The following is a 22,096-nucleotide window of genomic DNA, read 5'->3' on the forward strand; positions in this document are numbered from 1 at the left end:
GATCGAGGCTTGTGCTCATTGGGAATCAGCCCTTCTCGTTGTCTCCAATGTGTTGCCTATAGGCTACACGTGGTGTAGCCTATAAGCAACAGGTTCGACAAACGGAGAAAGGAAACCCCAATGACCACCATCGCCACCCCCGAGCTTCTTCACCTCTCACCCAACGACATTGAGATCGAAGAGAACGTTCGACTGGACCCCCGTCTGGACCGCGACTTCCTTGCTTCCATCGAGGAGCACGGAGTCATGGTTCCCGTGCTCGCAGTACGGATCGACGGGCAGGCCAAGCCCCTGGTGCGCGAGGGGCAGCGCCGCATCCAGGCCGCACGCCAGGTCGGGTTGACATCGGTGCCCGTGTACGTGCGCACCGTCGATGGCAATGAGACCGCCGTTCGCGCCCAGCGCGTCATCGAGCAGATCGTGACCAACGACCGCCGCCTGCCCCTCACCGACGCCGAGCGCGCGCGCGGGATCAACCAGCTGCTGCTCGACGGGGTGTCACCGACGAAGGTCGCCAAGGGGCTGTCCACCACCAAAGAGGCAGTCGCCGCAGCCAAGGTAGCCATCGAATCCGAGAAGGCGATGAGCGCCTTGGACACCGGGCAGCTCAACCTGATCGAGGCCACCAGCTTCGTGGAGTTCGACGGCGACGACGAGGCCCAGGCCGAATTGATCAAGGTCGCAGGCACCGACCAGTTCGCGCACCGCGTCGCCCAACTGCGCGCCGACCGCGAGGAGCGCCGCCGCTACGAGGGGGCGGCGGAAGCGTTCACGGCCAAGGGATACACCGTGCTCGGCGGCTACCCCAGCTGGTCCGACAAGAGCTACATCAGCACCAACTACCTGCTCGACGCGGAGGGCAAGCACCTGACCGATGAGGCGATTGCCGCCATGGAAGCCCAACACTGGGCGGTCGTGCTCGTCAGCGAGGAGGCATTCGTCGATGCCGAGACCGGCGAGCCGGTCAACGAGCGCGACGTCGACTGGGATACCGAGGACGATCCGGAATCCGAACCGCAGGAAGGGCTGCGGCACGTACGCACCGTCAAGGAGACGACCACCTGGAGGCCCGAGTACTACTGCACCAACCCCATCGGCGCCGGAGTCACCCTGACCTCCTATGGAGCCCAACGGTACGGCGTCGACGCCGAGCGCCTCGCTGACGAGAGCGACCCGGACGGGGCGGCGGAGCGGGAACGGGCCCGCGAGGAAGCGGCCGAGAAGGAACGCGCTGAACGCCGCAAGCTGATCGCCCTGAACAAGCTGGGCGAAGCGGCAGCGATGGTGCGCCGGGAATGGGTGCGCGACAAACTCCTTGCCCGCAAGACCGCCCCGAAGGGCGCGGCGCTGTATCTCGCCGAAGCGCTCACCAACCGGGCGGACCTGTTCAACGACTACCACGGCCAGCGACTCGCCCCCGAGCTGCTCGGCCTGGCCGACAACGAGACGCCAAAGATGGCGGTCGCCAAACTCACCGCCGCCGGCGATGCCCGCGCGCTGGTGATCATGCTCGGGATGGTGCTCGCCACCATCGAGGTCCGCACCAGCAAGGACGCCTGGCGCGGACCCCAGGACATCACCAAGACCTACCTGCGGTTCCTGGAGGAGAACGGCTACACGCTCAGCGAAATCGAGCAGGTGATTCTCGGCAAGCGCAAAGCCGAGACCGTGTACCGGCAGGCTTGCACGGAGGACTAGCGGTCCCGACCAGTGGCCCCGTGGAGTAGCGCTCCGCGGGGCCACTTTGGTGTCGCCCGGATCAAGAGACGCCGAGAAAAGGAAATGGCAGAAATGCCGCCTAGTGCGAAATAAGCGGATTTCCTAGTGTCATTAGCGAGCGGATATAAACCCGCAGATCGACGCCATAGATTCATGCTTAGAATATCGCTATATCCGTTGCTAAATAGCCTGCCAGCAATTAGAATAGGAGGTACTTAAATATCCCGGAAAGACTCACGATAAAGGAGTTGAAATGGCCACCACAGCCCCCGTCACCGTCTACACCAAGCCCGCCTGCGTCCAGTGCAACGCCACCTACAAGGCGCTCGACAAGCAGGGCATCTCCTACGAGGTCGTCGACATCAGCACCACCCCCGAAGCCCGCGACTTCGTGATGGCCCTCGGCTACCTGCAGGCCCCCGTGGTGGTGGCCGGAGACGACCACTGGTCAGGTTTCCGGCCCGACCGCATCAAGTCACTCCTGGCGCACGCGGCCTGACGGGAACTCGCACCATGACGTACACCGCCAGCATCACCGAACCGGCCGAATCCGACGCAATGCCGTTGTGGGAGTCGTTCGACCACGCCACCGCTGAGAACGCCTTCGACGCCGCGCGTAGACACATCGCCGCCGCCCAGCCCTTCGACCGGATCGTCGATCTCGGCGGTGACGTGTACGCGGTCCTGTCCGGAGCCGGCCACGGGGCGGAACGGGTTGCGACCGTCGTCATCTCACCCGGCGACGACGCCCCCGCCGCACCAACCGTCAACCACTGAAGGAGCCCCCATGTACACGCTGACCATCGACGAGGGCGGCCGCGACGTAAGCACGCCGCACGACACCCCAGAAGCCGCCCAGGCCGCCCTACACGCGTACCTGGTGTTCTCGGACTACTACTACCAGCCCACTCAGCTCAGCGCCGCCCACGCGGCGTACGAATTGATCTCACTCACCCAGGGCCAGCCGCGCGTTGTCGGCGTGGCCACCATCGAGCCCTACACCGAACTCGCCGCGCGTCGCGACCTCCGGGCCGTCTTCGCCGCAATCGGCCCCGCGCACGCCCTCGCGTCCTAGCCCATGCCGTACTACCTCACCAGCGTGGCCGAGCTGCCCCACCCTCACGCCATGGGCGAGCGGCCCCATCCGGACGGCACACGGTCCAACTGTCCCCTCGCTCTTGAGGCTGCCATCCGCACCCTCGGGCACCACCCCGGGCGGGACGGCTACCGCGCGCTGTCCGCGCGCGAGGACATCGCCGTGCGCCGCCGCAGCTGCGACGTCCACTCGGGAGACTGGACCATCGCGCTGCCCGCCATCACGGCCTTCCTCGAGCCGTTCCCCGTCAGCGCCGACACCGCGACCATCGCCAGCGCCGCACGCAGTCACCCGTCGTTCGCGTCGCTCGCCCCGGCGGATCGCCGGCTGGCGCTGGCGCTGCTGAGCTACAGCGACTCGCTGCGCGTGTACGTCAACGGCCAGGGCGAGCGCGAGACGATCGGCCAGCACCGCATCTGCTGGGCCCGCACCGCCGGCATTGCAGCCGTGCCCGTGTGGTTCGACGCCACCACCGTGGCCCCGCCGCGCGACGCGACGCTGCTGCAGCGCGGCTAAACCGCCACAGGAACACTCCACGGCGCACGCCGACGCGCATCCTCTGACCCCCGTCATCGGGCGATGCGACACCGCGCGCCAACCCCGTCACCGCGTCGCGGTCGACGACCGCGTGGCACCGCGTTGCGGGCTCACCACAGCGTGGGTTGATCACCCAACAGCGCGGCTTGCACCGCAGCGGCATCCCAACCGTGGCGCACGGCCTCGCGCAGCGCCACCGACCGTTCACGCCGCACGCCACGACTGTCGAAGCGTCGCAGCGCATATCGGCCACCGCCGCGGCGCATCCGCGCCATGCGCCCCATGTTGTCGCCCTGAGACCCCGAAACCACGTGCTGGTGCGGCTCTGTCGCATCAGCGACCTTGACGCACACCGGGTTGTCGCACTCGTGAAGACCGAGCACCCCAGCGGCCACCACCCCGGACACGATCGCCAACGCGTAGCGATGCGGCCGCACACACAACCCCGACCCCGCTCGGGTGAGATAGAACCGGCCGTAGCCATCGGCGCCGATGGCACCCGTCCAAATGTCGCAGTCCGACACCGTGGGACCGCACACCACATGCCGGTGAAAGCGCGCGATCTCCGAGGCATGCACCCGCCGATCCACGATCAGCTCCCCCGCACTCCTCATGACCGGTGAACCTAACCGCCGACACCGACGTTCAACGCGGCCCGCACCATCGTCCGCCGCACCCCGCCAAACGCCCCGGCACACCGCGACCCTCTTGGCACGGTCGCGGTCCCGCAATTGCGGCACCGCGGGCCGGCGGTCAGCGAGCCCTCCAGGCACGCGAAGGTGCGGAAAGGCCGGCCATCCGCAGCGTCACCGCGCAGGCCCCGGCTGCTGCGCCGCGATGCGACGCCGCAGCACGCCGCCGGAAGCTCGCTCGTCGCCGGATTCACGGTCTGCCACACCATCTGCCACGCCTGCGGTGCACGGCGGTGCGAACCCTCACGCAGAGGCTGCCTCGGCCGGCGGTTCGCCCACGACCGGGCCGACCGCGCCACCCGCCGCCGCCTCACCCGTTCCAGACACATCGGGACCTAGTGCATGCGAACCGTTCCGCGGTAGCGGATTTCCCGCTTTCGGCGCATGCCGCGCCATCGCGCGCACGATGCCGATCCCGAGGTCGTGTTTGGTCGCGATCGTCGTCAGCGTCTCACCCCGCTCACGCATCCGTTCGATCGCCGCGCCCGCTGCTTCGCGTTCGTCGCCCACCCGTTTGGCTTCTTCGCGCTCCAGCTGCGCGTCGGCCTGCGCGCGCAGCTCTGCGCGCCGCTCCTTCTTCCACTCGCCGATCGCGTCGAGCTTGTCGATCGCGTGAAGCAGGACCGTGGCGTCCTTGAGGTTCGCCTTCTCCCGCGCCGCATGCTCCTCGTTGGCGCGCCGAGCCGCTTCCACCGCCCGGCGCCGGGCCTCCGCCTTGGATGTTCTCGCTGCCGTCATGGTCGAGGACCCTAGAAGCGTTCGGCCCGAGCAGGCCACCACCACAGCCACATTCGTCGCTCACCACTTTTTCCTCCGCCCTCCTACCGCCTCACCGTCACCACCCCCAAACCCGCCGTCACCTCACCCCATCGCCAACCACCGCACCCATCGCCACCCACCCTCCTCGCACCCTCCGTTTACAGCTCACCGACAGACCACACACCTCTTGCACTCAGGAGAAGCGCCCCGTCTAAGAGTTTTCTAAGAACCCCCGGTTTGGTGGTGGCTTCGCCGGGCGTGCTGTTCGTAGCGTGCGGCGCATGCGGACCCGTGCGTGCGCGTCATGGTGATGACGCTGCACAAGCTGACCGCCGGGGACGGATACCTGTACCTGGTGCGGCAGGTCGCTGCCGCCGACAGCACCGAGCGGGGCCGCTCCACGCTGGCCGACTACTACTCGGCCAAGGGCGAATCGCCGGGCCGGTGGATGGGCCGCGGCCTGGCCGCGCTGTCGGACACCGGGCGCTGCGAAGTGAGTCCGCAGGCCCGCGAGGAACTTTGGACGGTCGATGAGGGGTCGGGCGTCAGTGAATCGCAGATGCGCAACCTCTACGGGGTGGGGCTGCACCCCAACGCCGATGCCATCTCGACCTACGTCAACGGGCGCGGTGCGGGCCCCGAACGGGCCGCCGGACGCCTCGGACGCAAATTTCGCGTGGTCGACGGCGAACCGGAGTTCGCGCGCCGATTAGCGGTCGCGTTCCGCGACCACAACGCCGAAACCGGCGCACATTGGAACGCCGCCATCGACCCCGAGATCCGCGCGCAGATCCGCACCCGCGTGGCGTTGGATCTGTTCTCCGAGGAGTACGGCCGCCCACCGTCCGACGACCGGGAACTGTCGGGATTCATCGCCCGCAATACGCGCGCGGCCACCACCGCCGTCGCGGGCTACGACCTGACGTTCTCACCTGTGAAATCAGTCTCGGCGCTGTGGGCCATCGCCCCGCTGTCGGTGTCCGAGCAGGTCGAAGCCGCCCACGACGCCGCGGTCGCCGACGTGCTGGAGTGGTTGCAGGATCAAGCCACGTTCACCCGTACCGGCGCCGGGGGTATCGCCCAGGTAGACACCGAGGGGCTGATCGCCGCCGCGTTCACCCATCGCGATTCGCGTGCCGGTGATCCCGATCTGCACACTCACGTTGCGATCTCCAACAAGGTCTCCTACGTGGACGCCAACGGCGTGCGCCGGTGGCTCGCGCTGGACGGTCAACCGCTGCACCGGGTGACGGTGGCGGCCTCGGAGTTGTACAACACTCGGCTCGAAGCGCACATGATCGAGCGCCTCCGGGTGGGCTTCGTCGAGCAGTCCCGCGGGCGGGGAAAACGACCGGTCCGCGAAGTCGACGGAATGTCGGCGGAGCTGATGGCGCGGTGGTCGAGCCGGCGCGTGGCGATCGAGGCGCGTACCGCCGAATTGGCCAAGGCGTTTCAGGCCGCTCACGGACGCGAACCCACCAACACCGAGATCATCGCGCTGGCCCAACAGGCGACGTTGGAATCGCGCGAAGCCAAGCACGAACCGCGCTCGCTGGCCGAGCAGCGCCACGTATGGCGCACGCAGGCCGTGGAGGTCATGGGGCGCGATGGCGTGCACACGATGCTGGCCGGTGTTCTGACCGGTCCCCACCGCGCCCGCAGCGCCCCCGTCGTCGACCGGGAATGGATCACGTCGCGTGCTGGCGAACTGATCGCCACCGTGGCCGAATCACGGTCCACCTGGCAGCCGCATCACGTGCGCGCCGAGGCGCTGCGCATCGCGCGCACCCACGGGGTGGGGCACGATGTCGCACTGGTCGAACGTCTCACCGAAACCGCTCTTGGAGAGGGCTTCTCGGTGCCGCACGCGCGGGTGGCCGATGCTGAGCTGGACGAGCCTGTCGCATTGCGTCGCCGCGACGGTGCCAGCGTCTATTCGCGCCACGGCGTGCAGCTCTACACCAACCGCGAAACGCTCGCCGCTGAGCGCCGCATTCTGGACGCGGTGCACCGCTGCGACGGCCGCGCCGCCACGCCCGCCGATGTGGAGTTGGCGCTTGCGGATTCGGCGGCACGAGGACGCACGCTCAACCCCGGCCAGACCGCACTAGTGTCGGAGATGGCGACCTCGGGGCGCCGTGTCGCACTCGCGCTCGCGCCGGCCGGAACGGGCAAGACCACCGCCATGGCCGCCCTGGCTCATGCGTGGCGCAGTTCGGGTGGCCACGTCATCGGTTTGGCCCCCACCGCCGACGCGGCGATCGTGCTCGGGCAGGACCTCGGAGCCACCACCGACACCCTCGACAAGTACGTCTTCTGCGCCGACCCGGACAAGGCCGCAGCCTTCGGTGTTCCCGGCTGGTTCGACGAGGTGGGTCCGGACACGCTCATCGTCGTCGACGAGGCCGGAAAGGCCGCCACCGCGGGCCTGGACGCGATGATCACCGACGCGTTGCGCAAGGGTGCGAGCGTGCGGCTGGTCGGTGACGACGGCCAGCTGTCGTCCATCTCGGCCGGTGGTGTCCTGCGTGACATCGCCGAGGCCACCGACGCGCTGACCCTCAGTGAGGTCGTGCGGTTCAAGTCGCCGGCCGAGGCCGCGGCCGGGCTCGCGTTGCACGACGCCGACCCCGCGGGCATCGGCTTCTACATCGACCACCACCGCGTGCACGTCGGCACCGACGAGACCGCCGCCGACATGGCGTACGAGGCGTGGCGGGCCGACCTCGCCGCCGGCGCCGACAGCATCCTGCTCGCCCCCACCAACGACGTCATCAACGCGCTCAACGCGCGCGCCCGCGACGACCGATTGGCCGACGATCCCGAGGCCGCACGGGCGGCCACGGTCGTGCTGGCCGACCAGTTGCACGCCAGCGTCGGAGACACAATCCGCACCCGCAAGAACGCTCGCTGGATTCGCATCGGGCGCAACGACTTCGTGCGCAATGGCTACCGCTACACCATCACCGAGGTCCTCGGCGACGGCGGCGTGAAGGCCCGCCACCTGCGCAGCGGACGCATCGTGACGCTGCCCGCCGACTACATCGCCGAACACGTCACGCTCGGCTACGCCGCGACCATCGACTCCGCTCAGGGTCTGACCGCCGGTGGGCGCGACACCACGGGCACCTGCCACATCGTGGGCTCCGACGCGCTGACCCGCCAGCACCTCTACGTGGCCATGACCCGCGCGACCGACGAGAACCACCTGTACCTGTCTACCGCCGAAGGCGATCCGCACCGGTTGCTGTCTCCCAAGGCCACCCACCCCGACACCGCCGTCGATGTCCTGGCCCGCACGCTGGCCCGCGACGGTGCCCAGGTGTCGGCCAGCACCGAAGCCCGCCGCGCAGAAGATCCCGCGACGCGGCTGCAGGCCGCGGCCGACATGTTCTACGACGCCCTCGGCGTGGCCGCGGAAAGCCAGCTGGGCGCCGGTGCGCGCGACCGGTTGGACGCCATCGCCGACGGGGTGATCCCCCGCCTCAGCGAGCGTGAAGCCTGGCCGGTGCTGCGCCGCAACCTGTCCGTCCTGGCCCTGGGGGGTGCCGACCCCCGCGAGCTGCTGGTCGAAGCGCTGGCCAAGGGCAGCGTCGATGACGCCGCCGACCCGGCCGCGGTCCTCGATCACCGCATCGACCCCGCCGGCACGCACTCCGCGGGCATCGGCGTGCTGCGCTGGCTTCCCGCGATCCCGCCGGCCCTGGCCGACGACCCCCAATGGGGTGCCTACCTGGCTCGGCGTGAGCAACTGGTCGGTGGCCTAGCCGACCAGATCCGTGAGCGTGCGCGGGCCTGGACCAATGGCACCGCCCCCGCGTGGGCGCGGCCCCTGATCACGGTGAATCCCGCGCTGACCGCCGAAATCGCCGTGTTCCGCGCCGCGGTGGGCGTGGACGACGCCGACACGCGTCTCACCGGAGCGCGGCAGTACCCCGTGCGGACCCGCGACGTGCAGGCCACCCTGCAGCGCTACGCCGCGGCCGACATCGGGCGGCGCAGTGCCGACACGACGCGCTGGAACGAACTCCTCGACGCGATCGACCCGCGCGTGCGCTCGGATGCGTACTGGCCACAGCTGGCCGCCCAACTCGCCCAGGCCACTCGCACCGCTCCTGATCTGCGGCAGATCATCACCACCGCTGCGCGCCAGGGCCCGTTGCCCGACGAGCTGCCCGCTGCAGCACTGTGGTGGCGCATCGCGGGCGCACTGTCGCCGACCGCCACGTTGGCCACCACGCATTCGCGCCTACGGCCCGCCTGGATCGTCGATGTCGACGCGGTGTTCGGGGCGGCGCTGACCGAGACCATCACCTCCGACCCGGCCTGGCCGGGGCTGGTTGCCGCCATCGGCGCCGCTGACCCGCGCAAGTGGACACCGCGGGACCTCCTCCACGTCGCCGCCGAGCATCTCGCCGACGCCGCCGACGCCGACCACCCCATTCCCCCCGGCGACTACGCGCGGCTGATCACCTACACCGTCGATGCCTTCACCCACCGGCTGCACGCGCGGTTCGGCATCGACGACGCGGACCTTCCCACCCCCGAGGAGGCACCGCCGCACCCCGACGAGGAAGCGCTGTACCCGCCCGACCCGGAAAGCCCCTACCCCGACGTCGATGAACCGTCACCCTTCGACGACTACTTCGACACCACGGCCCCCGACGACTGGCTCGAATACGGGCCAGATGAATTCGACGGACTGCAATTCGAAGAATTCACAGCAAACCGCCCCACACCGGAATTGGGCATCACCATGGAATTGGTCAATGAATTGCAACAGGAATACCGCGAGGTCTGCGCAAACCTGAAAACCCTCAGCACGGACATTCGCGCCGGAAACGGTCCAGCCATGCGCGCACTGGCCGACGCGCTGCTCAAAATGCGCCAGCAGGTCGACGCCGATCGTCCATACGCCCTCGCCCTGGCCGCGGTCATGGAGCAGTGGGCCGACGCCGACGCCGCCTACAACGACATGCTCCGCATGGTCGAACACGCCCGTAACCGGCTCGACCTGCTGCGGGCCGACCCCGACGTCGACGAACTCGACCTCGCCTCAGCCCGTCAAGACGTCACGTTCTACACCGGCCTGCTGCCCGATCAGCCGCCGGCACTGCAGTTCCAGCAGGCCCTAGCCGACGCGCAAGCCGCGCGCACCGCGGCCGCAGGCGGCGGCAAGATCGTCACCGAACACGACATCCAGGCCGCGCGCGCCGACGCCGAGCGTGAAGACCTGTCTGCCCGCGCGCAGCTGCGCGACCGTCGCCAGGAACTGCGCCGCGAACTCGGACGCGCCGAGCGCGACGTCGCCGCCGCCTTCGCCGCCGGCCAGACCGCGACCTCCGCGACGCTTGAGCAGCTGCTGGACTCGGCGCGTGACGAGGTGGCGCTGCTGCAGGTGGCCGGCGGCGTCGACCTCACCCGCACGCCCCTGGACATTCCCGCGGCGGCCCTAGCCGCCCACGATCCCTACACCGCCGAGCAACTCAAAGCCCTGGCCGCGCAGCCGTACCGGCTCAGTGTCACCCGCGCCGACGCGGCTGATCACGACACCGCCGCGGCGCTCTACACCCTGCGCAGCACCGCTAACGCCGCCGACCGCAAAGTGCTCTGGCTCTCGGCCACCGACTCGGCGGCGGCTTCGGCGCGCGACGCCGAGCTCGCCGACACCATCACCACGGTCGGCCACGCTCACCAGCAAGTCAGCAACCAGCAGTGGGCACTGCCGCCGGGAGCCGTCGTCGTCATCGACGATCCCGCCGCCGCCGAGCCCGGCCACCTCGTCGACATCGCACGCCACGCCGCGGCCGCGGACGCCCGCGTGATCCTTCTAGAGCCCCGGACCATACGCGGGCCCAGCGAGTCGGCCATGCAGCTGCTCGCCCACTCCCTGCCCTGGCACACCACGCTCACCGTTGCGCCCGCCGAGCCCACAGATCTGCTGCTCGAGCCGGTGCCGGCGGTTGCCCTGGCCGATCGCCTCGGCCGCACGCACCTCAGCGAACCGTGGCGGCACGTGCTCGCCCAGTACGACGGCGCAGCGCGCGCCGTGCGGGCGGCGCACCGCCGCCACCTCGCCCTGGGGTGGCGCACACCCGGCCCGGAGGTCGACAGCCCCGAGCACGCGCTGGGCGCGGGCATCGACGACTAGATCACCGAGGGCAGCCGGGTCGCGAGCACGTCGGCCTCACGCAAGCCTTTCCAGCTGGCGTGCCGGAGGCCTTGCGCCGGCGTCCACTCGCGAAACGCGACCTCCCCCACGTGCCGGGGCTCAACCCACCGCCAACCCTGGTCGTCGACCGGCGGATTCACCACCGAGGGCACCCCGCGCACGAGGGGGTGCAGAACCTCGAACAGATGTCGGCGCATCACCGCGCTGAACCCCGTGCCGACCTGCCCGGCCAGCTCCAATACACCGTCGTCGCGGTGCCCGGCCACCAACAGCGCCCCCACTCGCCCCGGCGGCCCCGCGAACGCCACCACCGCAAGCTCCGCAGTCCGTCGCACCGGGCTTTTCACCCACCACGGCGAGCGGCCCTCCCGATATGGGGAGTCCACCCGCTTGGACACGATGCCCTCCATATGGTGCTGAGCGGCTACCTCCAGCATGTCCGCGGCCGGCACACCGAAGAACGCCTTGGGCACCGTTACCACCCCGGTCTCCTCGACGATCAACGACTCCAAGACCTCGCGGCGCTTGACGTAGGGTTCGTCAGTGAGATCCCGGCCGTCGACCGAGAGAACGTCAAAAGCTATGAGCTGCACGGGAACCGAGCGGAGTAGATGGGGCTTTGGCCGCCGATTTTGAGGCCATCGGCGCTGCAGCCGCGTGAACGACGGGCGCCCCTGTGCGTCGAGGGCCACGATCTCGCCGTCGAGCACTACCGCGCGGCCGCCCACGGCCTGGCTCACCGAAGCCAGCTCCGGGAACGTCAGCGACACATCGGCACCATTGCGCGAGAACGTGACGACGTCGCCTCGATCGGCTATCAGGTTGGCCCGTCTAGTTGACTGAACTTCGGCGAGCCTCTCGATGCGAGGAGGGCTGCAGACGGAGGATCGCATTGTGACGGCCTTGGGTCGAGTGGAGTCAGTGCCGAGTGGATTGCCATGGCGGGTGGTCTTCCCCGACGCGGAGCACCGTGGGGCGACGTCGTACCTGCGGGAGCTCGCGGCATCGGATTGCAGTCCACTCACGATTCGAAGTTACGCGTTCGATTTACTGCGGTGGTTCCGGTTCCTGCATGAGCGTCTGATCTCGTGGGAGCGAGCCGAGCGCGTCGATGTCCGCGCATTCGTCGAGTATCTGCGCGAGACGCCGAATCCGCAGCGTCTGCGCCGGCGACCGGACGGGCCTCTGCCCGGCTCCGTCAATGCCGTGACCGGCAAGTCCGAGCTGACCGTGAAGTACGCGGCACGCACGATCAATCATCAGTTGTCGGTATTGTTCGGGTTCTACGATCACGCCTGCGCGGCCAACCTGGGACCTCTGGTCAACCCGGTACCAGCACAACGGACTCGCGGAGGCGGACGTCCGTACGCGCACCACAATCCCATGCAGGACTTCGTGATTCACAAGCGTGCGAACTACCGGCAGAAGACGCCGCGCCCCGTCTGGCGGGGGATCCCGGACGAGGCCGCCACCACGTTGTTCGCAGCGTTGCGCAGCCACCGCGACCGGGCTCTGGTCAGCTTCTACCTGTCGTCGGGAGTCCGGGCTTCGGAGTTGTTGGGACTGTGTCACGGCGACCTCGATGCCGGCCGTTACACGATCACGGTCACCAGCAAGGGCAGTCGGGCGCGGGAGGTGGTGCCGGCATCGGTGGACTCCTTCGTGTGGCTGGCGCTCTATCTCGCTGAGCAGCAGCCGCCAATGAGTCCGGGCGGTCCGGTGTGGTGGACACGGCGATCCAAGTCGGCACCGTTGAACTATCACGCTATGCGCGCGGTGCTTCGCCGGGCGAATGACGCGTTGGGAACGAACTGGTCGCTTCACGATTTCCGTCACACGGCGGCGGCGCGATTGCTCGCCGACCCGGCGTTCACGTTGGTCGACGTACAGACGGTGCTGCGGCATGCCAGCGTCACGACCACACAGATCTACGCCCAGCCGCGGCTGGAGGATTTGGTCGGCAAGGTGCTCGAGCACTACGCCCGTCCGCCAACATCGACGCCGACTATTGAACCGAGCTATGACGCGGCCGCGGTCCGCGAATTGTTGGGACTTCCGCCGTCGTGACCATCGAGGACGAGGACACCCGACCGCAGCCGCGGCGGCAGGCCGCCGCGACCCGTGCGGCGGCGGCCCCGTCGATTCAACTGCTGTCACGGCCCGACTCCCCTCACCTAGCAGCGATCCCGCCGGACGATCGGTTTGGTCGGACCGGCAAATTGCGAATCATGAAGGGATGCGACGCAAGTCAGCCGCCTCCCGATCTACCTGACGATGCCTCTGGGTCCGTGATGCAACGGCACACCGTCGAAGAATTGTGTGAAGTGGTCGATCGGCACCATCGCTCCTCCAAACCTCCGCGCCGACAGACAATCGTTCGTGGGACGCGAGCGCTACTAACCCGACTGATGAGCTTTTCCGGTGACACGTGGGAACAACGGTGGCTGGCCAGCGGCTCGGACGCCGCGCCAAGGACCTGGATGGACCATCAGGACCTTCCGCATTACGACCACTGGTCACCCACGCTGATGGGAATGAACTCGCTACTGCAACTCCGGGTGCTACGACCTTCCTACAGCTGGATGCTCGACTCCAGAGCAAAGGTCAACACCGCTCGATTCCTCGACGTCAACGGTGGCAGCGCCCTCGCCGAGTTGCGGCAGCTACCCGAGTACCAAGCAGCGATGCATCGTCATCGGCGCGACGCCGAAGCAGGGCTGGCCAGGGTGATGATCCGCACCGGTCAGACCATCGAGCAGATCACCGGGGATGATCTGTTGTACTACGCCGACGTGGTGCAGACCTCCGGACGCGCACGTCGCGAACACCTCCTTTGGGAATTGCTGGTGCGACTTGGGCCACTGGCCGCGGAAGCTCCGACGCTGCGAGCCGCGTGGTCGGCAAAGGGCAACACCCGTCAGCATTCGGCCGCCACCCTCGTCGACCGGTACGGAATCCCACCCTCGGGCGTGAGGGATCTGCTGGTGGACTATCTCGAAGAGATCCGCCCTGGCATGGACTACGGCTCACTGGACAGCCTGGCCTACCGACTGGTGCGTCTGTTCTGGTGGGAGGTCCTGCAAATCAACCCGCAGCAGGCCGATTTACAGCTGTCGGCAGAGGTCACCACCACGTGGCGCGAGAGACTGGCGCTGACGACTGACGGGCGTGAACGTCGGGAAACCCACTCGATCCTGTTCGCCATCCGTGGCTTTTACCGCGATCTGGCCGAGTGGTCGCACGACGATCCCGTGCGCTGGGGCGTGTGGGTGGCGCCGTGCCCAGTCCCGCGGTCACTCAGTCGTGCAGCGGCCAAATACAAACGGCGCCAAAGAAGTCAGATGCAGAGTCGCACCCGCATGCTCACGCCGTTGCTGCCGACGTTCCTGACAGCGGTTAACAAACACAAGCAGCGCAGTGCGCTGTTCCTGCAGGAGGCTCGAGCAGCCGGCGACCACGATGAGTTCGTGGTCGACGGATTCACGTTCGTGCGGGATTCGCCGCCGGAGCGACTGGCCGTCCTGGAACGGGCTCGCGTGTGGGCCCGGCTCGCTCCGGGTCAACCACGGCCGCTGTGGATCCGCGGAGTGGCGCAACGCATCGACGTCACCTCGGTGGAGGAGGACGGGTTCTGGTGTTGGGCTGTCGCGGAAACACTGCGTCACACGGGTATTCGAATCGAAGAACTCATGGAGCTGACGCAGCTGTCCCTGCGCCACTACACCGCATCGACGACAGGGACGCTGGTTCCGCTGCTGCACATCGTGCCCAGCAAGACCGACTGCGAGCGGCTCATCCCGATGACTCCCGAGCTGGTGCAAATCCTGTTGGAGGTGCTCCGGCGAGCCAAGGACGGGCACGACCACGTGCCATTGTCGGTGCGCTACGACGTCACCGAGAAGATGCACGGACAACCGTTTCCGCACTTGTTCTCTCGCAAGGTCGGAGTGCGTCAGGAAGTGCTATCCGGGCAGTACCTGCGCAGCATCCTCAACCACCTAGCCGTGGTAGCCGGACTCAGCGATGCCGGTCAACCAATCCGATTCACGCCACATGATTTTCGACGCTTGTTCGCCACCGATGCGGTCAACAATGGTTTGCCGCTGCACATCGCCGCTGCACTGCTGGGCCACTTGGACCTCGACACCACCCGCGGATACACCGCGGTGTTCCCCGAGCACCTCATCGCCGCTCACCAGGCGTTCATCGAACGCCGACGGCAGTTGCGCCCGAGCGGTGAAGACCGGGTCGCCGAGGACGACGAATGGTCGGAGTTCGAAAACCACTTCCTGCTGCGCCGAGTGGCGCTCGGCGAATGTCACCGCCCGTACGGAACGGCGTGCGTGCACGAACACGCCTGCACTCGATGCCGGTTCCTGCGCGTCGATCCCGCCCAGTTGGGCCGCATCGACGAGATGACCGAGAACGCCGAGCAGCGCCTCGTCGAGGCCAAGGACCGTGCGTGGCTCGGCGAGGTCGCCGCGCTAGAGGAAAGCATCAAGCATCTCCGCATCCGACAAGCCGAAGCGCATCAACGACTTTCGCAGGGAAGCAACCTGTTCACCACACAGGAGCCACAATGAGTCGGTGAAGCTGCCCGTCATGCCGCCGGTCCCGCCGATGCTGGCCAAGTCGGTCCCGACGATTCCACCCGACGCGTCATACGAACCCAAGTGGGACGGCTTCCGATCGATCTGCTTTCGCGACGGCGACGACGTCGAGCTGGGCAGCCGCAACGAGCGGCCTCTGACCCGGTACTTTCCCGAACTGGTCACCGCGGTCACCGCCGAGCTGCCCGAGCGCTGCGTCATCGACGGCGAGATCATCATCCCCACCAACCACGGGCTGGACTTCGAGGCGCTGCAACAACGCATCCACCCGGCCGATTCGCGGGTGCGGATGCTCGCCAAGAAGACTCCTGCATCGTTCATCGCGTTCGATCTCCTGGCCCTGGGCGACGAGGACTACACCCGAAGGCCCTTTACCGAGCGCCGCGCCGCACTCGTCGAAGCCTTGGCCCACTCCGGTCCCTCAATCCACCTCACACCAACGACCACCGACCTCACGACCGCCCGACGGTGGTTCGAAGAATTCGAAGGAGCCGGTCTCGACGGAGTGATCGCCAAACCGCTGACGATCACCTACCAGCCCGACAAACGCGTCATGTTCAAAGTCAAGCATCAGCGGACGGCCGACTGCGTCGTAGCCGGCTACCGCGTGCACAAGTCCAGCGACGAAGCGATCGGCTCACTGCTGCTAGGTCTCTACACGAATGACGGCACCCTCGCCTCGGTCGGCGTGATCGGTGCGTTCCCCATGGCCAAGCGGCGGCAGTTGTTCACCGAAATGCAGCCGCTGGTAACCAATTTCGATGACCACCCGTGGAACTGGGCCGCGCACGACGCCGGCGAACGCACCCCTCGCAAGAACGAAGCCTCCCGATGGAATGCGGGCAAGGACCTCTCGTTCGTGCCGTTGCGACCCGAGCGGGTGGTCGAGGTCCGCTACGACCACATGGAAGGGGAACGGTTTCGCCACACGGCCCAATTCAATCGCTGGCGAACCGACCGCGATGCGCGCTCGTGCACCTACGCCCAACTCGAGCAACCACTGACGTTCGCCTTGGGCGACATTCTCCCTGGGCTTGCCACCTAGGTCGAGACCGTCGCGTGCTGTACTCGCGCACGAGCAACGCCGTCAGGTATCAGCAATCCGCATTCTGCTGGTGCGATTGATACTATAGGGGGTATGGTATTTCAGAGACGTACGGACACCGAACCGCGCCCTCCCTCGAAGACCAGGCTGAGGAGATCAGATGCAACCAACACGTGAAGCCGGAACGCTCGATCCCGCTGTCGAACTGTGGCTCGATCCGGTGTGCCCGTTCTCGTGGAACACCGCGAGGTGGTTGGCCGAGGTCGCCGAGGCCAGCGAGTTCGACATCGAGTGGCACTTGATGAGCCTCGCGGTGCTCAATGAGGGTCAGACGTTGCCGCCTCCTGCGCAGGCCCGGATGGAGGATTCACGTCGCATCGGCAGGCTGATGGCGGCCATCCAGGGTGAACTCGGCCAGAGCGGTTTGTCGGCAGCATATTTCGCCTTCGGTACGGCCTACTTCGACCACGACGTGGCGGTGGACGAGCACCTCGCCACGCAGGTGTTGAAGACCGCAGGGGCTCAGGTGGCCACGGTGTCGTCCATGTCGGATGCCTCCCTGGACGCGACGGTCCGCCGATCGCATGAAGCCAGCCAGGAGGCGTTGGGGATGAGCGGTGGCAGCCCAATGGTGACGATCGGCGGACGGACACTCTTCGGTCCGGTGCTCACCTCGGTCCCCGATCGCCACACGCATCGGGCGCTGTTCGACGCGATCACCGCGTTGGCGAACACGCCCCAATTCAGCCAACTCGAACGGCCCCGCGCGTCCCAGGGATCGCACTGAGATGTGTCACGCCATCCGATGCAAAGTCTGCCAGAAGACGACGTGGTCGGGCTGCGGTGCACACGTCGAAGCCGTCAAGAAGTCCGTACCAACCGAACAGTGGTGTGACGGGCACGAGACGCCGCCACATCGTAGATCATTCCCGTTCAAGAAAGGTCGATGAACATGACTAAGAAACTATTGATTCTGGGTGCCGGGATCGGTGGCCTCAGCGTTGTCCACGAACTCGTCGAAACCGGGGTCGACCTCGCCGACCTCGACGTCACCGTGATCGACGAGGACTTCTCACACTTCCTCGGATTTACCCTGCCCTGGGTCATGCGTGGCTGGCGTGACCGCGACAGTGTCGCGATCCGTCCGACCGCAGATGCGTTGGCGGACGTCGAAACCATCACCGGAGCGGTCCAACACGTCGATCCCGAAGCGCGTGTGGTGACGCTGGCCACGGGCGAACTGGTGTCCTTCGATGCCCTGGTCATCGCCACCGGCGCGCGAAACGCGATCGGACGGGTTCCGGGACTGCAGGACGCCGTCGACGCGCACACCGCCGTGCACTACTACAGCGCCGACGCCGCCGCCGACGCCAACCGAGCGCTCAGTGAGTTCACCGGCGGCAAACTGGTATTCCTGGTCACCGCGCTGCCGTACCGATGTCCCGTGGCGCCCTATGAGGGAGCGATGCTGGCAGCCGATTTGTTGCACGATAACGGAGTACGGACCGCCACCCAGATCTCGGTGCACAGCCCGGAGCCGCAACCGATGCCATCGGCGGGCCCTTCGCCGGCCCGGAGTTGGTCGCTCTGCTCAACGACAAGGGCATCGCGTTCTTCGCCGAACATGCCGTCGACCGAGTCGATGCCGAGCACCGGACGGTCCACTTCGCCGACAGTTCGACCGCCGACTACGACCTCTTGGTGTTCGTGCCGCCCCACGAGCCCGCCCTGACGCTCGGCGAGCCCGGGTGGATCGGTGTCGACAACGCGACGATGCAGACGCGCTATCCCGGCATCTACGCGATTGGTGACACCACCGCCGTCACGTCCCCGTCGGGACGCCCCCTGCCCAAGGCCGCGATCTTCGCCAAGAACGGTGCGAAGGCCGCGGCGGCCAACGTGCTCAACCATCTCGGTATCACCGATGCCACCAGCGCTCTGTCCGGCGAGGGGTTCTGCTACGTCGACGTCGGCGGTGGTGCCTCAGCCCAGGGCAAGGGCGATTTCTTCACCCTGCCCCACCCCGCGATCCACCTGGCCGCTCCGTCGGTCGAGCTCCATCACGACAAACAGGACGAAGAACGGGACTGGCGAGCGCTCTGGGAATTGGCGGCTGCGCCAACCACGCACTGACGTGACACGGAGAACGTCAGCGGTGAGCGTGCTCGCCAAGGGCTGGGTACCGGTGGTCGTCGTGGTGGCAGTCGTCCTCGGCGGTGTGACCGTGGTCAGGTTGCGCGGCGCGTTCGGCTCCGAGGCGATCTTCTCCGCCTCGGGTGCCGACGCCGAACCCCTTGAACAGGCTCACGTCAAATACGTGACCTACGACCTCTATGGATCTCGTGACATGATCGGAAGCGTCAACTATCTGGACGCGAACGCCCAAGCGCACCAGGCGAACTTCACCGGACTGCCCTGGAGCGTCACCGTCTCGACGTCCGCGCCCGCGGTACTGGCAAGTGTGGTGGCGCAAGGCGACGGTGACTCCATCGGATGCCGAATCACGGTCAACGGTGAGGTCAAGGACGAAGGCCGGGCAGACGGACACCACGCCCAGACCTCCTGTTTGGCGAAGGCCGCGTGACCCAGGACTCCGAGGCCCGTCCGGCGTTCATGCGGTTCATTCGACGCTTTGCGGTACCGATCCTGGTGGCGTGGCTGCTGCTGACCGTCGCCGTCAACGTCCTGATCCCGCCCATCGAGTCGGTGGCCAGGGACCATGCGGTGACGATGTCACCGCAGGATGCTCCGGCGATGATCGCGGCCAAGCGCATTGGTGCGACCTATCACGAGTCGGACTCCGACAGCATCGCGATGGTCGTCCTCGAAGGTGACCGCGAGCTGGGTGATGAGGCGCGTCGCTTCTACGACACTCTCGTTCGCGAGCTGCACGCCGACCCCGAACACGTGCAGCACGTGCAAGACGTGTGGGGAGATCCCCTCACCGCGGCCGGGGTACAGAGTCGCGACGGCAAAGCCGCCTACGTGCAGCTCAATCTCGCCGGGGACCAGGGCAGCACGGCAGGCAACGCCTCCGTCGAAGCGCTGCGAGAGATCGTCGCTCGTTCGTCTCCACCGGCGGGTCTGAAGGTGTACGTCACGGGGCCAGCACCGCTGACCACGGACATGAACCACGCTGCCGACAAGAGCATGCTCATCATGATGGGCGTGACCGGCTTGGTCATCATGATCATGCTGCTGATCACCTACCGCTCGCTGGTCACCATGCTGCTGGTGCTGGTCATGGTGGGCTTCGAGATGGGCACTGCCAGAGGAGTCGTCGCGCTGCTCGGCGCGCACGACGTCCTGGGCTTCTCCACCTTCGTCGTCGCCATGCTGTCCACGCTGGCGATCGCCGCGGGAACCGACTACGCGATATTCCTCGTCGGCCGCTATCAGGAGGCACGCCGAGCCGGCCAGGACCGGGAAGCCGCGTACTACACCATGTTTCGCGGCACCCATCACATCATCCTGGGCTCGGGACTGACCATCGCAGGTGCGACCCTGTGCCTGCACTCCGCCCGATTGTCCTACTTCAAGGCCCTCGGGCTGCCGTCGGCGATAGGCCTGCTGGTCGTCGTCGCGGGAGCGCTGACCGCGGCTCCCGCCGTCGTGGCGGTGGCCAGCCGCTTCGGCCTACTCGACGCCAAGCGGGAGTCGAACGTCCGACGGTGGCATCGCATTGGCACCGCGACGGTCCGATGGCCCGGCGCGGTGCTTGCCGCCACCCTGGCCATCGCCGTCGTCGGCATCGCCGTCGTGCCGACCATGCAGATCAGCTACAACGACCGCTTCTACATCGCCGACGACGCTCCGTCCAATGTTGGATATGCGGCTGCGGAAAAGCATTTCAGCGCCGCGACGATGAATCCCGACATCCTGATGATCGAGAGCGATCACGACATGCGGACCAGTGCGGACATGATCGTCCTCGACAAGATCGCCACCGAGGTCTTCCGGACACCGGGAATTGCCATGGTGCAGAGCATCACCCGCCCCCTGGGCGGGCCGATCGAGCACACCTCGATTCCCTTTCAAATCAGCGCCCAATCGATACCGATCCAGCAGAACCTGCAATTCGTGCGGGACAGGGTCGCCGACATGCTCGCGATGAGCGATGACCTCGGCGCGATGATCAGTTCCATGAAGCGGATCGAGACCTCGCTGGCCCGCATCGGCGGTGCCACCCACCGCCTGGTCGGGGACACGGGCGAAATGAAGGCGACCCTCGACCAGATTCGAGACCACCTCGCCGATTTCGACGACACGGTGCGACCGTTGCGCAATTACCTCTACTGGGAACCGCATTGCTTCGACATTTCCATTTGCTCGGGCGCCAAGTCGGTATTCGAGGCCATCGACGGGGTCGACACGTTCAGCGATGACATGACCGCTTTGATGACCGACATCGGCGATGCCGACGGTGGCGTGTCCGACGTGGTCACCCAGTTTCGACCGATCATCGGTGTCGCGCAGTCGATGCGCAATTCCCTTCTGACCATGCACAGCACCTTCTCGGGCCTCATTACTCAGATGGCCCAGATGACCGACACCGCCAGCGCGATGGGACAGGCGTTCGACGCGTCCAAGAGCGGTGACTACTTCTACCTACCGCCAGAGGCCTTCCAGAACCCGGACTTTCAACGCGGACTGAAGCTCTTCCTCTCACCCGATGGCAAAGCGGCCCGCTTCATCATCACCCACGATCACGATCCGGCGACCCCCGCCGGCATCGCGTCGGTCACCTCCGAACTCGACGCCGCCCACCAAGCGGTCAAGGGCACCGCGCTGACCGATGCACGGTTCTACCTCGCCGGCACCGCCGCCATCTACCGCGACATCCAGTCGGGCGCACACTACGACCTCCTCATCGTCGGAATAGCAGCCTTGACACTGATATTCGCTGTCATGGTGATCATCACCCGAGCACTGGTGGCGTCCCTGGTGATCGTCGGCACCGTCCTGCTCTCGCTCGGTGCCGCCTTCGGACTCACCGTCCTGGTGTGGCAGTACCTGTTCGGTCTAGACCTGAACTGGATCGCCCCGGTCTTCGGGCTGATCATCCTGCTAGCCGTCGGCTCGGACTACAACCTGCTTCTCGTCTCCCGCTTCAAGGAGGAAATGGGAGCCGGGCTAAAGACCGGGATCATCCGCTCCATGGGTCAGACCGGCGCCGTGGTCACTGCGGCGGGGCTGGTCTTTGCGTTCACCATGATGTCGATGGTCGCCAGCGATCTGAGCTCGATAGGACAGGCGGGCAGCACGATTGGCCTGGGGCTACTCTTCGATACCCTCATCGTGCGTTCGCTGATGACCCCCTCCATCGCTGCGCTTCTCGCTCGCTGGTTCTGGTGGCCCCTCAACATCCGCAAAAGGCCGATCCCTTCGGTTCGCGAGCCCGTCTCGCCCAGTGCGCCGTAAACCGTGGTCGATACCCATGCGGGTATGCTGAAATCAACGGACTAC

At 66.9% G+C, this 22,096-nt stretch carries 15 protein-coding genes and 1 pseudogene; 13 read left to right on the forward strand and 3 right to left on the reverse strand.

The window, feature by feature from the left end; all coding sequences use genetic code 11:
* Positions 1–120 precede the first annotated feature (120 nt).
* The 5 genes from G6N60_RS27700 to G6N60_RS27720 all read left to right on the forward strand — a co-directional run bounded on the left by G6N60_RS27700 (position 121) and on the right by G6N60_RS27720 (position 3,331).
* Positions 121–1,698 carry a ParB/RepB/Spo0J family partition protein gene (locus tag G6N60_RS27700; RefSeq protein ID WP_163744835.1) on the forward strand — a complete coding sequence of 526 codons (1,578 nt, stop codon included), beginning with the start codon at positions 121–123 and terminating at the stop codon, positions 1,696–1,698.
* A gap of 274 nt (positions 1,699–1,972) precedes the next feature.
* On the forward strand, positions 1,973–2,218 hold the full coding sequence (locus G6N60_RS27705; protein WP_163744837.1) for a redoxin NrdH: 246 nt from the start codon (positions 1,973–1,975) through the stop codon (positions 2,216–2,218).
* Positions 2,219–2,232: 14 nt separating this feature from the next.
* The gene (locus G6N60_RS27710; RefSeq protein ID WP_163744839.1) at positions 2,233–2,496 is read left to right on the forward strand and encodes a hypothetical protein; all 264 of its coding nucleotides are present in this window, start codon (positions 2,233–2,235) and stop codon (positions 2,494–2,496) included.
* 10 nt (positions 2,497–2,506) lie between these two features.
* A complete protein-coding gene (locus G6N60_RS27715) occupies positions 2,507–2,794 on the forward strand; it encodes a hypothetical protein (protein ID WP_163744841.1) in 288 nt (95 codons plus the stop codon).
* A 3-nt stretch (positions 2,795–2,797) separates the two neighbouring features.
* On the forward strand, positions 2,798–3,331 hold the full coding sequence (locus G6N60_RS27720; RefSeq protein WP_163744843.1) for a hypothetical protein: 534 nt from the start codon (positions 2,798–2,800) through the stop codon (positions 3,329–3,331).
* A gap of 131 nt (positions 3,332–3,462) precedes the next feature.
* Here the strand turns inward: G6N60_RS27720 and G6N60_RS27725 are convergent, their stop codons facing one another.
* Positions 3,463–3,966 (reverse strand): hypothetical protein, encoded by a 504-nt coding sequence (locus G6N60_RS27725; protein WP_163744845.1) that lies wholly within the window; start codon positions 3,964–3,966, stop codon positions 3,463–3,465.
* A gap of 321 nt (positions 3,967–4,287) precedes the next feature.
* Positions 4,288–4,782, reverse strand: a complete 495-nt coding sequence (locus G6N60_RS27730; RefSeq protein ID WP_163744847.1) for a hypothetical protein — start codon at positions 4,780–4,782, stop codon at positions 4,288–4,290.
* Positions 4,783–5,107: 325 nt separating this feature from the next.
* Between G6N60_RS27730 and mobF the strand changes: the two genes are divergently transcribed.
* Positions 5,108–10,954: a MobF family relaxase gene (gene mobF, locus G6N60_RS27735; RefSeq protein ID WP_163744982.1), complete on the forward strand. Its 5,847-nt coding sequence runs from the start codon at positions 5,108–5,110 to the stop codon at positions 10,952–10,954.
* On the opposite strand, the gene G6N60_RS27740 is transcribed toward mobF, so the two are convergent.
* Positions 10,951–11,868 (reverse strand): ATP-dependent DNA ligase, encoded by a 918-nt coding sequence (locus G6N60_RS27740; RefSeq protein WP_163744849.1) that lies wholly within the window; start codon positions 11,866–11,868, stop codon positions 10,951–10,953. The genes mobF and G6N60_RS27740 overlap by 4 nt on opposite strands.
* A 52-nt stretch (positions 11,869–11,920) precedes the next feature.
* Here G6N60_RS27740 and G6N60_RS27745 point away from each other — a divergent pair, with 52 nt between their 5' ends.
* From G6N60_RS27745 to G6N60_RS27775, 7 genes and pseudogenes are all read left to right on the forward strand, one after another.
* Positions 11,921–13,042, forward strand: coding sequence for a tyrosine-type recombinase/integrase (locus tag G6N60_RS27745; protein ID WP_246241011.1), 1,122 nt, complete (start codon positions 11,921–11,923; stop codon positions 13,040–13,042).
* 341 nt (positions 13,043–13,383) lie between these two features.
* The gene (locus G6N60_RS27750; protein ID WP_246241013.1) at positions 13,384–15,558 is read left to right on the forward strand and encodes a tyrosine-type recombinase/integrase; all 2,175 of its coding nucleotides are present in this window, start codon (positions 13,384–13,386) and stop codon (positions 15,556–15,558) included.
* Positions 15,559–15,562: 4 nt separating this feature from the next.
* Positions 15,563–16,630: an ATP-dependent DNA ligase gene (locus G6N60_RS27755; RefSeq protein WP_163742401.1), complete on the forward strand. Its 1,068-nt coding sequence runs from the start codon at positions 15,563–15,565 to the stop codon at positions 16,628–16,630.
* A gap of 160 nt (positions 16,631–16,790) precedes the next feature.
* Positions 16,791–17,417, forward strand: coding sequence for a mycothiol-dependent nitroreductase Rv2466c family protein (locus tag G6N60_RS27760; protein WP_163742404.1), 627 nt, complete (start codon positions 16,791–16,793; stop codon positions 17,415–17,417).
* A gap of 159 nt (positions 17,418–17,576) precedes the next feature.
* Positions 17,577–18,763: pseudogene (locus tag G6N60_RS27765) on the forward strand (NAD(P)/FAD-dependent oxidoreductase).
* 22 nt (positions 18,764–18,785) lie between these two features.
* The gene (locus G6N60_RS27770) at positions 18,786–19,214 is read left to right on the forward strand and encodes an MmpS family transport accessory protein (protein WP_163742407.1); all 429 of its coding nucleotides are present in this window, start codon (positions 18,786–18,788) and stop codon (positions 19,212–19,214) included.
* A 29-nt stretch (positions 19,215–19,243) separates the two neighbouring features.
* Positions 19,244–22,051, forward strand: a complete 2,808-nt coding sequence (locus G6N60_RS27775) for an MMPL/RND family transporter (protein ID WP_163744984.1) — start codon at positions 19,244–19,246, stop codon at positions 22,049–22,051.
* The last annotated feature ends 45 nt before the right edge of the window (positions 22,052–22,096 follow it).

The organism is Mycolicibacterium madagascariense (genome assembly GCF_010729665.1).
Classification (GTDB): Bacteria; Actinomycetota; Actinomycetes; order Mycobacteriales; family Mycobacteriaceae; genus Mycobacterium; species Mycobacterium madagascariense.